This is a genomic window from Allosalinactinospora lopnorensis, assembly GCF_000981225.1.
In the GTDB taxonomy this organism is placed as follows: Bacteria; Actinomycetota; Actinomycetes; order Streptosporangiales; family Streptosporangiaceae; genus Allosalinactinospora; species Allosalinactinospora lopnorensis.
The window spans coordinates 56,446-69,416 of record NZ_LAJC01000025.1 but is presented as its reverse complement, the minus strand read 5'-3'; the positions used below and the strand labels follow the sequence as shown (position 1 = coordinate 69,416).

Sequence of the window (12,971 nt, the reverse complement as noted above, 5' to 3'; positions counted from 1 at the left end):
TCCGAACAGCGCGCGGCCGCGGCATCCCGGTGCCGGCCCTGTCCGTGGCCGCCGGGATCACTCGTCCTGGAGGGAGTCGAGGAGTTCCTCCGACAGCTCCTCGACCTCGTCCAATGACTCCTCGGGCTCGTAGGTGCGGCTGTTGGTGGGTTCCGGTGTGGGCGACGGCTGCGCCTCGGATTCCCGGGAGGGAGGCTCCGACGGCCCGTCCGCGGGGGCCGGCCTCTCGGGCGGCTCCGGCGCGGACGTCCGGGCTCCTCCAGAACCGCGGGATTCCCCTGATGAGCCGGATGGACTCGACGAGCTCCCGGACTCCGGAGAGCCCCCGGACTCCCGATCGGACCCTTCAGGCGCTTCGCCGGTGTCCGCGGGCGGCTCGCCCTGCGTCTGCTCCGTCTGCTCCGCCGCCCGGTCCGCGTTCGCCCGCGCACCGCCCGAAGCCGCCCCGGGCGGAGACGAGGAGTCGGGGGCCGGTTCCGACCCTTCCGCGACGTTCCAGTCCTCCGAGGGAGGCCGGTCGGCCTCGACACTCGAAGGGGTCCCGCTGGTACTCGCTACCGCGAGCACGGTTCCGGTAACGATCGCGGTCGCCAGTAGTCCACCGGCCACCGCGAGGCGCCGTTTTCGCCGCCGGCGCTTCTCCTCTTGCCGCCGGGCGGACCGGGAGAGCCCGTCCGACGGGGGCACACCGCTCATAGGGATCGCTGACCTCTTCGTGCTGGGGGCCCGTCCGCGTGCCGCGGACGGCTGGACACAGGCCGGGGGCACGGACCGGTCGCTTTCAATGCCTCATAGCACTGTAGAGAACAACAGACCGGACGATCATCGGACATCTGACCAATACCGGTCGCAACGCCAGCATTGGGCGACTTTCTCGACTATTCGGTGTGACGAAGGTCACACCGAATCAGAGTGTTGCACCCCTTTTGCCGCTTTTTGTCGGTTCTTCGGGCGCGCGGTCCGCCCGCGGTGCCCGTGCGAGCCGCGGAGTCCGTCAGCGCCGGCCCTCGCGAGCGGCGATCCGCCTGAGGTCCTGTCACCACCAGTCCGGCGGCCAGATCGGGAATCCCGGATCTTCGGTCTCGTCGTCATCGGGCGGCTGCGGCGGCGAAGGCGATGCGCTCTCTCCCCCGTTCCCGTCCTCCTCGTCAAAACCTTCGGCGGTGCCCTCGTCACCACCACTGCCGCCGCCGGCCGGCTCGTCCTCCCCCTGTGTCGGGGCCGCGGAGGACGATTCCTCGCTCACTCCCTCGGGTGAGGGCTCCGCTTCCGCCTCGGCCGCCCCTTCCGGGGAAGGCTCCGCCTCCGGCGCAGACTGGGACGGCGGAGGAGGTGGGGCCGACGGCTCGGCACCGCCCCTGGTCGGGCTCGGGGCGTCTGTTTCATAAGCGTTCGGCGACGGCCGCGGCGGTTCCTCCGCCTCGACCCTGACCGGTTGCTCGGCGAACCACACGGCGACGACGATCGCGACCGCGAGCGTGCCGAAACAGAACGCCGCGGTCATCAACAGCCGCCCTCGCCGTCTGCGGCGTGCTTCGCGCCTCCGAGCGCTCCGGGGACCCTCTTCAGGATGTACACCGGCCATGGGGGTAACGCGTCCTTCTCGGGAGAGGGGCACCAAGTCCATCGGCGGGCGGGCGCCGGTCTCACGCGGATTGTGCTGCTGACACCCCACTACTGGGTACGTTGAGCTGTCAACTACGGTGTCAGCCCCGAGCGAGTGCTTTGTCGATCTCGACCCGGTCGGGCATGGATGTACTTGCGCCGTATCGCTGTGCCGACAGCGCCGCTGCTGCCGACGCGAAACGCAGGGCGGCCTCGGGAACCTGTCCTTCGGCGCGCGCCACGACGAACGCCCCGCAGAACGTGTCCCCGGCCGCGGTGGTGTCGACCGCTGCCACCTGGTACGCGGGGATCCGCACCGGCTCCTCGTGGCGACGGCCGTAGACCGAACCTACCGCGCCCAGCGTGATGATCACCTCGGGGACCCGGCGAAGGAGCGCCTCGAGTGCGCGCAGCGGGTCCTCCTCCCCGGTGATCGCCGCCGCCTCGTGCTGGTTGGGCACGAGAAGATCGGTCGCGTCGAGCAGTTCGGGAGGCAACTCCTGAACGGGCGCGGGAGTGAGGACCGTGGGCACTCCCGCTTCGCGGCCGGCGCGGGCCGCGGCGATCACCCCGCTCATCGGCAACTCCAGCTGCAGCAGCAGGGCGGCGCTGCCCCGGAGCAGCCGCAGATCGCCATCGCGCACGTCGGTGACCCGCCCATTGGCGCCCGGGATGACGATGATCGAATTGCCGCCGTCGCCCTCGACGATGATGTGCGCGACACCCGACGCACCCGCCTCCACACGCAGCCCGGAGACCTCGACACCCGACTCCACCAGATTGCTGCGCAGTTGCGTTCCGAAGGGGTCGTCGCCGACGGCCCCGAGAAAGGTGACCTCCCCTCCCGTCCGCGCGGCGGCGACCGCCTGGTTGGCGCCCTTCCCGCCGGGTATCTGACGGAACTCCCTGCCCGTGATGGTCTCCCCTTTGGCGGGGGCGGCGTCCACGTAGGCGACGAGGTCCATGTTGACACTGCCGAATACCGCGATGCGCGGCGCTGTTGCGATATCCACGTCGCAGAGGTTACCCAGGCTCCCTCTAGGACGGGCGCCGTTCCCCGTCCGCGCCGTCGAGGTCCACGATGACCGGGGCGTGGTCGGAGGCTCCCTTGCCCTTGCGCTCCTCGCGGTCCACCATCGCGCCGGAGACGCGTTCGGCGAGCCGGGGGGAGGCGAGCACGAAGTCGATCCGCATCCCCTTGCGCTTGGGGAAGGCCAGCCCCTGGTAATCCCAGTAGGTGTAGACGCCGGGACCGGGCGCGTAGGGGCGGACGACATCGGCGAAACCGGCCTGGACCAGGCGTTCGAACCCCTCGCGCTCCGGCTTGGTCACGTGGGTCCTACCCTCGAACTCGGCCATGTCCCAGACGTCGTCGTCCTGCGGGGCCACGTTGAAGTCGCCGCAGAAGGCGACCTGCGCGCCGGGTTCCTCCGCCAGCCTGGCCTCACCGGCGGCGCGCAGCCGGTCCAACCAGCGCAGCTTGTAGTCGTAGTGCGGGTCGTCGATCTCCCGACCGTTGGGGACGTACAGGCTCCAGACCTGGACACCGCCGCAGGTGGCCCCTATGGCGCGGGCTTCGGGCTCCGGGGGGTCGCCGTCCCCCCAGCCGGGCTGCCCGGGAAAACCGGCCCGCACATCCTCCAGCCCGACGCGGGAGGCGATGGCCACGCCGTTCCACTGCGACAGGCCGTGGTGTGCGACCTCGTATCCCAGTTCGCTGAAGATCTCGGTCGGAAACTGGTCGTCGCGGCACTTCGTCTCCTGCATCGCGACGACATCGACCTCGCTGCGCTCCAGCCAGGACGCGATCCGCCCACTCCGGGCGCGGGCACTGTTCACATTCCATGTGGCGATTCGCACGCAGCCAGGTTAGCGCGAGTGCCGCTCCCGGAAGCGGCGATCCCGCCATACGCGGGAAAAGGGGCGCGGGGAGGACAACCGAGGTCTCGGCGTGGCCGTCCTCCACACCGAGACCTCCTCGCGCGACTCCCAGGCACCTGCGAAACGGGCCCAGGGGCGCCGTTGGTTAGATGGCCGCATGCGGTTTCCGGTTCACACGAGTTCCCTGGAATTCCTCTGGCCGCACGTGATCCCCGGTGGATCGGGAGGGTCCAAAGAGCGGCGGTCCTGCGGCATCATGGGAGTTTCGAGCGAGACTGCACGGTCGGCCAGGACCCTCGCGAACCTCAGAGGTGCGAAATGAGCGAGAGCGCGATACAGCCCCACGTGCTCGTGATCGATGACGAACCCAACATCCGGGATCTCGTGCAGGCCGCGTTGCGATTCCACGGGTTCAGTGTGAGTACGGCCGAGACCGGAGACGAAGGTCTCTCTCTCGCACACGAGCACCATCCCGACATCCTGCTGCTGGACGTGCTGCTCCCCGATGTCAGCGGTTTCGATGTCTGCCGGCGGCTGCGCGACGCCGGAAACGAGGTCCCGGTCATCTACCTGACCGCCCGCGACACCCCGTCGGACACGGTCACCGGGCTTTCCCTCGGCGGTGACGACTACGTCACGAAACCCTTCTCCGTCGAGGCCCTTATCGCGCGCATCCGCGCCCTGCTGCGCCGGGCCAGGCGCGAGGAGTCCGCCACCGGTGCGGCCCGCGATGACGACGGCTCGCTGCGCGTCGCCGACCTGGAACTCAACGAACGCACCTGGAAGGTGAGCCGGGGCGGCGTCCCCATCGAGCTGTCCCCCACCGAGTTCCGCCTGCTCTCGTACCTGATGAGCAACGCCGGCCAGGTGCTGACCCGTGCCCAGCTGCTGGAGAACGTGTGGGGCTGGGACTACGCGGGACACTCCCAGATCGTCGAGACCTACGTCAGCTACCTGCGGCGCAAGCTCGACCCGCTCGGGCCGTCCCTGATCCACACCCAGCGGGGGGTGGGCTATGCTCTGCGTCCCAAGGACGGCGCGTAGATGCTGCACGGACGGCTACGTTCACGGCTGCTGATCGGCCTGCTCGCCGTCACCGGCGTCGGGCTGCTCGTCACCACCGTGGTCGGCTTCCTGACCCTGCGCTCCTTCATCACCGACCGCCTCGACGCGCAACTCGTGCTCGCCGCCGAACGCGCCATGGTGCGGCTGGACCACGACACCCCTCCCGTGGGCGTGGACGCCCCCAGCCCCTCCCCCTACTTCGTGGTACTGCTTGAGGCGGAGACCGGTGATGTCGCGCAGATCTACGGCGACACCGAACGCGAGGACGTGGTGATGGACCGCATCGCCGCGGTTCCGGTGAGCGACCTGAGCAGTCACGGCGTCAGCGAAGAGATCTTCGAGCTGGACGGCCAGGACGCCAGCGTGCCGCCGCATCGGGCGACCGTCCGGCTGCGCCCGGGATCGGTCATGATCACAGGGGTGCCGACCAACGACCGCGAGGAGTACTCCTGGCAGCTCGTGCTGACCCAGCTCATCACGACGGTGCTGCTGCTCACCGGGCTGGTCCTGACCGGACGCTGGCTCATCGTCCGCGGCCTGGAGCCTCTTGGCCAGATGGCCACGATCGCCAACCGGATCAGCGCCGGCTCGGACCTCTCCGAACGGATGCCGGGCTCCGACTCGTACAGCGAGGTGGGGCGGCTCGGCCAGGCGATCAACACCATGCTCGGCAGGATCGAGCAGTCGTTCACCGCACAGCGCGAATCCGAGGAGCGTGTCCGCGCGTTCGCCGCCGATGCGTCGCATGAGCTGCGGACCCCGCTGACCACCATCCGCGCTACGCCGAGTTGTACCGGCAGGGCGCCATACCGGACAGCGAGCTTCCGGGGGCCATGCGGCGGATCGAGGACGAGGCGGAGCGGATGAGCCGGCTGGTGGCCGAGCTGCTGGAGCTCGCGCGGCTGGACCGGGACGGTTCCCTGCAGTTGGGCTCCGCCGACCTGGCCGATGTGATGCGCGAGGTGGCCAACGACATCCGCGCGCTGCACCCCGAGCGCGAGATCACGCTGGAGGTGCCGGAGCATCTGGAGTGCGAGGCCGATGAGGCGCGCATCCGGCAGATCCTGTCGAACCTGCTGAGCAACGCGGTCGAGCACACCCCTGAGGACACGCCCAGTACCGTCCGGCTGCGCGCCGAAGACGGCCACGCCGTCATCGAGGTGGCCGACGAAGGGCCCGGCATGGGGGAGGAGGACCAGCACCGGGCCTTCGACCGCTTCTACCGCGGCAACCGCGCGCCGGGCGGCGGCAGCGGGCTGGGGTTGGCGATCGTGTACGCCATCGCGGCCGCGCACGGCGGTGAGGTGGACATCGTCTCCACCCTCGGCGAGGGCACCACGGTGGCGGTACGGATTCCGCTGCACCGCCCCGAGAAGTGAGCGGTTCGGCCGGTCGCCTCCCCGGTCAGCGGGATACGCGGGAAACCGCCGCCGTTGGGCGGTCGATGCTTCATTGAGGCTACTGACGGGTAGTCATGTGAACGACAACACGTCCGGGATTCTCCGGATCTCGCGATCTCCCCAATGCGATCACGTTGCGAGGTGCTCTACCGATGACCGCGATCAAGCCCGATTCCGGCCAAGCGCAGGTGGACGAACGGCAGGCCCGCGCGGTCGCCGAGGCCGCGCGTGAAGCCGAGTGGCGCAGACCAAGCTTTGGAAAGGAACTCTATCTCGGCCGGCTGCGCCTGGACCTCGTCCAGCCGTACCCGCGACCGGACGAGGACTCGCGGCGGACTGGGGAGGAGTTCCTCGACCGGCTGCGCGAATACTGCGGCACCATCGACGCCCAGCGCATCGAGGAGGAGGAGCGCATCCCCGATGACGTGATGCGCGGCCTCAAGGAACTGGGCGCGCTCGGGATGAAGATCCCGGAGGCCTACGGCGGGCTCGGGCTGAGCCAGGTCTACTACAACCGCGCCCTCACCCTCGTCGGCTCGGTCAACCCCGCGATCGCCGCCCTGCTGTCGGCGCACCAGTCGATCGGGGTGCCGCAGCCGGTCAAGATGTTCGGCACCGAGGAGCAGAAGCGCGCGTACCTCCCCCGTTGCGCCACCACGGACATCAGCGCGTTCCTGCTCACCGAGCCCGATGTCGGCAGCGACCCGGCACGGCTGCACGCCACCGCCGCGCCCACCGAGGACGGCTCCGCCTACATCCTCGACGGCGTCAAACTGTGGACGACCAACGGTGTGGTGGCCGACCTGCTCGTGGTCATGGCCCGGGTACCCAAGAGCGAGGGGCACCGCGGCGGGATCACCGCCTTCGTGGTCGAGGGCGACTCCGAAGGAATCACGGTGGAGAACCGGAACCGCTTCATGGGACTGCGCGGCCTGGAGAACGGAGTGACCCGCTTCCACCAGGTACGCGTCCCCGCGGAAAACATGATCGGACGCGAGGGCCAGGGGCTGAAGATCGCGCTGTCCACCCTCAACACCGGCCGGCTGTCGCTGCCGGCGATATGCGTCGGAGCGGGCAAGTGGGCGACCAAGGTCAGCCGCGAATGGGCGCGCGAGCGGGTGCAATGGGGCCGACCCATCGGCAAGCACGAGGAAATCGCGAAGAAGATCTCCTTCATCGCCGCCACGACCTACGCGATGGAGTCGATGCTGGAGCTCTCCGGCCAGCTCGCCGACGACGAGCGCAACGACATCCGCATCGAGGCGGCCATCGCCAAGCTGTGGGCCTCGGAGATGGCGTTCAAGCTCACCGACGAGCTCGTCCAGGTCCGCGGCGGGCGCGGTTTCGAGACCGCGGGCTCGCTGGCCGCGCGCGGCGAGCGCGGGGTTCCCGCTGAACAAATGCTGCGCGACCTGCGGATCAACCGGATCTTCGAGGGATCGACCGAGGTCATGCACTTGCTCATCGCCCGCGAGGCGGTGGACGCGCACCTGGCGGTGGCCGGGGACATCATCGACCCGGAAGCCGACAAGGCGGACAAGGCTCGCGCGATGGCCCGGGCCGGCGGGTTCTACGCCACGTGGCTGCCGACCCTGGTCGCGGGCCGCGGACAGGTCCCGTCGGCGTTCAGCGAGTTCGGCCCGCTCGCCGAGCACCTGCGTTTCGTGGAGCGCGCCAGCCGGAAGCTCGCGCGGTGCACCTTCTACGGGATGTCGCGCTGGCAGGGCCGGCTGGAGACCAAGCAGGGCTTCCTCGCCCGGATCGTGGACATCGGGGCGGAGCTGTTCGCGATGAGCTCGGTGATCCTGCGCGCGCATTCCGACCGTGGGGAGTACCCGCAGCGCGGCCAGGGCGCCTACGAACTGGCCGACACGTTCTGCCGACAGTCCAGGCTCCGTATCGACGAGCTGTTCGGGGCGCTGTGGGCCAACACCGACGACGTGGACGGCAAGCTCGCGCGTCGCGTCATGGACGACCACTACACCTGGCTCGAAGAGGGAATCGTCGACCCCTCCGTTCCAGGACCACTGATCGCTCCCGCCACGCCCGGCCCTTCGGAGAAGAAGGACGTGCACCGGAATATGGGGTGAATGGCGCACCGTATCGGGCCCGGTAGGATTCCGGGCCCGGCACAACAACGGGATTGTTGAGATCGAAGCGGTTGTTCGCGGCAAACCCCACGGCTAGTATTCCGCGAGTCACCCTCTGACATTTCCCCTCGATCCCGTGCCTTTTCAGGAGACTGTCGTGCCCCCCATGACCCCTCTGACTTCCCTGCCGACAACGACTACCAGAGAGGACGGCACCGGAAGAAGAGATGGGCCGCTATCGCGAACGCCTCTCCGGTCACCGACTTCTTCATCCCCGGCGGCGCCGAGTTCCCACCGGGTCCCGGCCCGGGACCCGCCCGGAAGTGGCCGCGCGCCGTCCTCGCCGTCGCGGCCTGCGGGGCGCTGTTCGCGGGGGCGTACACGACCGCGGCGAACCTCCAGCCCTCCGCCGACCCCGCGGAGGCCAGCGGTCCCGATCCGACACTGCCGCCCATTCCGCCCCCGACCGAGATGCCCGCCTTCTCCAAAGCCAGCTTGACCGCGAAGACCACGGTCAGATCCGCCGAAGCCCCCGAGCCCCCTCCGCCCTCCCCCGAGCCGGAGCCTCCCGCCGAGGAGCCGCCCCCCTCCGACGACAAAGCGGAGGAGGAAACCGATCCCGAGGAGCGTATCCGCGCCTGGATCGAGGATTACTACGACTGCCCCGACCGCGAGTCGAAGGGCGAGGACTACTGGCAGGACGAGGACCACCGGAACTCCCACGGCGGCGAGAGCGCGCACCATTAGGGCGCATCGGCGCACGAGCCCGCGGCGCGTTGGGGTCGGTGGAGCCCCGGCGCGCCGTCAATGCGGCGCTACCGGTTGTTCGCGACAAGTGCCTACGGTTAGTATTCCGCGGGTCACGTCGGACACCCAGCGGCCTTCAAGGCCGACCACAGCCTCGTCCTCCAGGAGACCGCCGTGCCCCTTCACCTCCCGAACGACGAACCCGCGAAACGCGGCGTGCAGAAACGGGTCTCCGCCGCGTATTCCAGACCCATCATCGACTTCCGCATCCCCGGCGGCGCCGAGATCCCTCCGGCTCCGCCCCGGGGCCCGCCCGGAGATGGCCGCGCGTCACCCTCGCCGTCGCCGCCTGCGGGATGCTGCTCGCAGGATCGGGATACGCGGTAATGGCGAGCCTCCAGCAGTATCCCGGCTCCGAGACGGGCGGCCCCGATCTGACGATGCCGCTCATCGAGGCCCCGGCCAAGCAGCCCGATGAGACGCTCGGCGAGGCTCCCGGCGAGGCCTCCGCTTCCACCGAAGCGGACCAGAGCGCGCAGAGCACGATCACCCCCGCCGAAGACGACAATCCTCCCTACGACACCCATATGGCGCCTCCTCCCGCGGAAACACCCCCACCCGACGACCGGCAGGAGGAAGCAGCGGTACCTCCTCCCGAGGACTCCGCCCCGCCTGCGACCGAGGAGACCCCCGACCAGCCCTCCGGTCCCCCCGCGCAGAGGGGGAACAACGGCAACGGCCAGGGGCCTCCGGGGGGAGGCAACGGCCAGGGTCCTCCCCAAGGAGTGCCCGCTGGCAGATGACGGCGCGCACCGCTAGGTTTAGTACTGATGTACGATTCCGGCGTGCCTTCTCGTTCGACAGGTGACTCCTCCCTCTCCCCCGCCCAGGCCCGCCGTGTCGCGCTGGCGGCCCAGGGGTTCGGCGACCGCCGCCCGACAGGCCGGGCGACCGCGCGGCACCTGCAGCGGGTCATCGACCGCGTCGGGGTCATCCAGATCGACAGCGTCAACGTCCTCGCGCGCAGCCAGTACCTGCCCGTCTTCGCCCGGCTCGGCGGCTACGACCCCGCCCTGCTGGACCGTGCCGCCGCCCGGCGCGGCGGGCGCCTGGTCGAGTACTGGGCGCACGAGGCGAGCCTGATCCCGCCCGGCACGCACCGGCTGCTGCGGTGGCGCATGGCCCGGGCCCGCGACGAGGCGTGGGGGGCCATCCGGCGGATCGCCGAGGACCTTCCCGAGCTGATCAAGGCCACGTACGCGGAGGTGGAGCGGATCGGCCCGGCCACCTCGCGGGAGATCGAGGCCGCCCTGGAGCACGACCAGCCGCGTTCCAAGGACCACTGGGGGTGGAACTGGTCGCTGGTGAAACGCGCGCTGGAGTACCTGTTCTGGTGCGGCCGGATCACCACCGACGGCCGCACCCGGCAGTTCGAGCGCCGCTACGACCTGCCGGAACGGGTCCTGCCCGCCGAGGTGCACAACGCGCCCGACCCCGACCCGGACGACGCCCGCCGCGAGCTGATGCGCATCGCCGCCCGGGCGCACGGTCTGGGAACCGAGCAGTGCCTGCGGGACTACTTCCGGCTCCGCGCCGCCGAGGCGCGGCACGCCCTGAACGACCTGGTCGACGCGGGCGAGCTGGCCCCGGTGACCGTGCAGGGCTGGGAGCGCCCGGCCTACCTGCGCCCCGACGCCCGGATCCCGCGCCGGGTGGACGCCCGCGCGCTCCTCAGCCCGTTCGACTCGCTCGTCTGGGAGCGCGACCGCGTCGAAGCGCTGTTCGGCTTCCGCTACCGGCTGGAGATCTACGTCCCGCCCGGCAAGCGGGTGCACGGCTACTACGTCCTGCCGTTCCTGCTCGGCGACCGGCTCGTGGCCCGGGTGGATCTCAAGGCCGACCGCAGGGCCGGCGCCCTGCTGGTCCAGCAGACCACCCTGGAGGACGGCGCCCCGCCGGAGACCGCCGAAGAGCTGACCGCCGAACTGAAACGCATGGCCGACTGGCTGGGCCTGCCCAACGGAGTCCACCACCGCTGATGGTGAGCCGGGCACGCCCTCACTCCCAACGATCATGGTGCCGACACCACCCCGGCTCACCAGGGGCGGCCCCAGCACCATGATCGTTCCGGCTACGCGGGGAATCCGGTGGACCCGGCGCTGATGGTGACGAAACCGGCCTTCCCGGCGCCTCACGTCGGCAGCCGCCACCGCTGGTCACTGTCGGGGGACTCGTACCAGACCGTCTGGCCGCCGGCCGTGGCGGTGATCCCGAACCTGCTCCAGTCGGGCTTTCCGTGCGCCTGCCACCAGGCATGCGTCTCCTCGGTGACGCTCCAGAGGCGGCGCGGCCCGCCCTGCTCCACGAACGCCGGGCGGGAGCCCACGGGGGCGACGTGTTCGGCCCACGACCCGTCCGCAGCGATCAGGCCGGTGACCTCGCCGTCGTGCTCGTGGCGCGCCCAGTAGGGCCGCACGTCCGGCAGGGCGAGCTGCAGCAGGAACGTGAACCCCTGGTCGCGCAGAACGTCGGCGCTGATGGCGGGGGCGGTGGTCTGGTAGCTGCCCTCCTCGGTGTCGAGCGCCCGGATGTCACCGACCTTGGCGAAACCGGGGCGTGCCCACATGAACCCCGCCCACTGGGGGAGGAACCGGCCCCGCGCGGTGCCCTGACGAACCTCGGCCAGGACCATCGCCCCGTTGAGGCTCCGGCGATGTTGGCGAGGATGCGCCCGCCCTCGCGGGTCTGCTCCACCCAGGCGTAGGGCAGGTACGGAACGGAGCAGGTGGCGATGATCCGGTCGTAGGGGGCGCTGCCCGGCCATCCCCGCCGGCCGTCGACGGTGTGCACAGCCGGGGCCAGGCCGAGGCCGGTGAGCCGCCGCCGCGCCTTCGCGGTGAGGTCGGCGTCGATGTCGACGGTGGTGACGTGCTCGGAGCCGAGCCGCCGGGCGAGCAGCGCGGCGTTGAACCCGGTCCCGGTGCCGATCTCCAGCACGTCGTGGCCGTCGTGGACGTCCAGGGCCTCGAGGAGCCTGGCCATCAGGCCGGGCGCGGTGGAGGAGCTGGTCGCCTGCCCGACCCCGCCTCCGGCGGTGACGGCCTCCTCGACGGGGCGCTCGTCGACCTGGGTGATGAGGGTGGTGTCACTGTAGACCAGGTCCAGCCACGCGTCCCGCTGCGCGGGGTCGGTGCCCTCGTAGAGCCGGTACTCGGTGCCGCGCGGCCCGGTCTCGTGGGTCGCGAAGCAGGGGACGAACACCTCGCGCGGCACGGCCGCGAAGACGTCCCGCCAGACCCGGGTCCTGATATCCCCTTTAGCGCGCAGCGCATCGGCAAGACGCGCCGGCCGGTTCGCCGAAGCGGACGGCGGACTGCTCATGCCTGGCCCTTCTGCAACACATCAGCGATGGCGCCGGTGATGGGAGCGCCGCCTTCGCCTTCCAGCCATTCCCACTCGCCGTTGGCGTTGGTTTCGAGAAACACCCACCCGCCGTCCGGGGTCGCCACTAAATCACAGGCCCCGTAGACGAGTCCGAGGTTTCGGTGCAGCCGCACCAACCCGTCGCGGACGTCGGCGGGAAGCTCGATCGGCTCGTAGGTGTGCGAGTCGTAGTCGGCCCTCCAGTCCACGAGTCCCTCGTTGCTGCGGGCGTGGATCGCCACCGTGTACACCTGGTCGCCGACGACCACCGAGCGGGCCTCGTGCCTCTTGTCCACCCATTCCTGGAACATGTGCGCGGTGCGTGTCAGCGCGGGATCGCGCACCACGGCCGGATCGGTGAGCCTGGCCGTGTACAGGATGCGGATCTCGCCGGCCTCCGGGTGCCACACCCCGGACAGCGGCTTGTAGACGAACGGCCGTCCGAGATCGGACGCCCACGCGTAGGCGTACTCCGGGTCGTTGGTGATGACCGTTCGAGGGATACGCAGGCCGCACTGCCGCGCGGCGGCGAGCTGGCGCGGCTTGTACTCGGCCGCCGCCGTGGCGACGGCCGGATTCAGCCACAGGCAGTCCAAAGCCTGGAGGACGCCGCCGAAGCCGAAGCGCGCCTCGCCGTAGGCGAACCGCCGCTCCGGCCCCGACATGCCCTCCTCCAAGGCGAACTGGGTCGGCCGCCGGTAGTAGACGCTGCGCACGGCGCTGAGGTCCAGATCGACCTCCCGGCCGCCACCGGTCCGCC

At 70.4% G+C, this 12,971-nt stretch carries 15 protein-coding genes; 7 read left to right on the top strand and 8 right to left on the bottom strand.

All coding sequences use genetic code 11. From position 1 onward, the window contains the following. Positions 1-57 precede the first annotated feature (57 nt). The 4 genes from VS93_RS11495 to VS93_RS11480 form a co-directional block, all read right to left on the bottom strand. Positions 58-696 (bottom strand): hypothetical protein, encoded by a 639-nt coding sequence (locus VS93_RS11495; protein WP_046469944.1) that lies wholly within the window; start codon positions 694-696, stop codon positions 58-60. A gap of 340 nt (positions 697-1,036) precedes the next feature. Beyond that, entirely contained in the window at positions 1,037-1,504 is a 468-nt protein-coding gene (locus VS93_RS11490; RefSeq protein WP_046469943.1) for a hypothetical protein, read from the bottom strand. A gap of 202 nt (positions 1,505-1,706) precedes the next feature. Next, on the bottom strand, positions 1,707-2,612 hold the full coding sequence (locus VS93_RS11485; protein ID WP_082126822.1) for a ribokinase: 906 nt from the start codon (positions 2,610-2,612) through the stop codon (positions 1,707-1,709). 31 nt (positions 2,613-2,643) lie between these two features. Beyond that, positions 2,644-3,465 carry an exodeoxyribonuclease III gene (locus tag VS93_RS11480; protein WP_082126817.1) on the bottom strand — a complete coding sequence of 274 codons (822 nt, stop codon included), beginning with the start codon at positions 3,463-3,465 and terminating at the stop codon, positions 2,644-2,646. 339 nt (positions 3,466-3,804) lie between these two features. Between VS93_RS11480 and VS93_RS11475 the strand changes: the two genes are divergently transcribed. The 4 genes from VS93_RS11475 to VS93_RS11465 all read left to right on the top strand — a co-directional run bounded on the left by VS93_RS11475 (position 3,805) and on the right by VS93_RS11465 (position 8,041). Further along, positions 3,805-4,530: a response regulator transcription factor gene (locus tag VS93_RS11475; protein WP_046469941.1), complete on the top strand. Its 726-nt coding sequence runs from the start codon at positions 3,805-3,807 to the stop codon at positions 4,528-4,530. Further along, the gene (locus VS93_RS31520; protein ID WP_236700488.1) at positions 4,531-5,418 is read left to right on the top strand and encodes a HAMP domain-containing protein; all 888 of its coding nucleotides are present in this window, start codon (positions 4,531-4,533) and stop codon (positions 5,416-5,418) included. Then, entirely contained in the window at positions 5,385-5,930 is a 546-nt protein-coding gene (locus VS93_RS31515) for a sensor histidine kinase (protein ID WP_236700487.1), read from the top strand. The genes VS93_RS31520 and VS93_RS31515 overlap by 34 nt, the downstream gene beginning before the upstream one ends. 173 nt (positions 5,931-6,103) lie before the next feature. After that, positions 6,104-8,041 carry an acyl-CoA dehydrogenase family protein gene (locus VS93_RS11465; protein WP_046469940.1) on the top strand — a complete coding sequence of 646 codons (1,938 nt, stop codon included), beginning with the start codon at positions 6,104-6,106 and terminating at the stop codon, positions 8,039-8,041. 197 nt (positions 8,042-8,238) lie between these two features. Here VS93_RS11465 and VS93_RS11460 read toward each other — a convergent pair whose 3' ends face one another. Further along, a complete protein-coding gene (locus VS93_RS11460) occupies positions 8,239-8,553 on the bottom strand; it encodes a hypothetical protein (protein WP_046469939.1) in 315 nt (104 codons plus the stop codon). On the opposite strand from VS93_RS11460, the gene VS93_RS11455 reads away from it, so the two are divergent. The 3 genes from VS93_RS11455 to VS93_RS11445 all read left to right on the top strand — a co-directional run bounded on the left by VS93_RS11455 (position 8,537) and on the right by VS93_RS11445 (position 10,827). Further along, entirely contained in the window at positions 8,537-8,788 is a 252-nt protein-coding gene (locus tag VS93_RS11455; protein ID WP_046469938.1) for a hypothetical protein, read from the top strand. The genes VS93_RS11460 and VS93_RS11455 overlap by 17 nt on opposite strands. Before the next feature lie 386 nt (positions 8,789-9,174). Next, positions 9,175-9,591, top strand: a complete 417-nt coding sequence (locus VS93_RS11450) for a hypothetical protein (RefSeq protein ID WP_046469937.1) — start codon at positions 9,175-9,177, stop codon at positions 9,589-9,591. Positions 9,592-9,618: 27 nt separating this feature from the next. Then, positions 9,619-10,827: a winged helix-turn-helix domain-containing protein gene (locus VS93_RS11445; protein WP_046469936.1), complete on the top strand. Its 1,209-nt coding sequence runs from the start codon at positions 9,619-9,621 to the stop codon at positions 10,825-10,827. A 152-nt stretch (positions 10,828-10,979) separates the two neighbouring features. Here VS93_RS11445 and VS93_RS28055 read toward each other — a convergent pair whose 3' ends face one another. Genes VS93_RS28055 through VS93_RS11435 form a run of 3 tightly spaced genes read right to left on the bottom strand, consistent with a single transcriptional unit; the run spans position 10,980 to position 12,927 of the window. Continuing rightward, the gene (locus tag VS93_RS28055) at positions 10,980-11,264 is read right to left on the bottom strand and encodes a hypothetical protein (protein WP_082126816.1); all 285 of its coding nucleotides are present in this window, start codon (positions 11,262-11,264) and stop codon (positions 10,980-10,982) included. Continuing rightward, entirely contained in the window at positions 11,213-12,169 is a 957-nt protein-coding gene (locus VS93_RS28050) for a methyltransferase domain-containing protein (protein WP_082126815.1), read from the bottom strand. Before VS93_RS28050 ends, VS93_RS28055 begins: the two co-directional genes overlap by 52 nt. Beyond that, positions 12,166-12,927, bottom strand: a complete 762-nt coding sequence (locus tag VS93_RS11435; RefSeq protein ID WP_236700485.1) for an ATP-grasp ribosomal peptide maturase — start codon at positions 12,925-12,927, stop codon at positions 12,166-12,168. Before VS93_RS11435 ends, VS93_RS28050 begins: the two co-directional genes overlap by 4 nt. Positions 12,928-12,971: the final 44 nt, after the last annotated feature.

Excerpts from the sequence above, each read along its gene's own strand:
- VS93_RS31520 (WP_236700488.1), top strand. The coding sequence starts at position 4,531 with ATGCTGCACGGACGGCTACGTTCACGGCTGCTGATCGGCCTGCTCGCC.
- VS93_RS28050 (WP_082126815.1), bottom strand. The coding sequence starts at position 12,169 with ATGAGCAGTCCGCCGTCCGCTTCGGCGAACCGGCCGGCGCGTCTTGCC.
- VS93_RS31515 (WP_236700487.1), top strand. The coding sequence starts at position 5,385 with ATGCGGCGGATCGAGGACGAGGCGGAGCGGATGAGCCGGCTGGTGGCC.
- VS93_RS11450 (WP_046469937.1), top strand. The coding sequence starts at position 9,175 with ATGGCGAGCCTCCAGCAGTATCCCGGCTCCGAGACGGGCGGCCCCGAT.
- VS93_RS11490 (WP_046469943.1), bottom strand. The coding sequence starts at position 1,504 with ATGACCGCGGCGTTCTGTTTCGGCACGCTCGCGGTCGCGATCGTCGTC.
- VS93_RS11445 (WP_046469936.1), top strand. The coding sequence starts at position 9,619 with ATGTACGATTCCGGCGTGCCTTCTCGTTCGACAGGTGACTCCTCCCTC.
- VS93_RS11465 (WP_046469940.1), top strand. The coding sequence starts at position 6,104 with ATGACCGCGATCAAGCCCGATTCCGGCCAAGCGCAGGTGGACGAACGG.
- VS93_RS11475 (WP_046469941.1), top strand. The coding sequence starts at position 3,805 with ATGAGCGAGAGCGCGATACAGCCCCACGTGCTCGTGATCGATGACGAA.
- VS93_RS11495 (WP_046469944.1), bottom strand. The coding sequence starts at position 696 with ATGAGCGGTGTGCCCCCGTCGGACGGGCTCTCCCGGTCCGCCCGGCGG.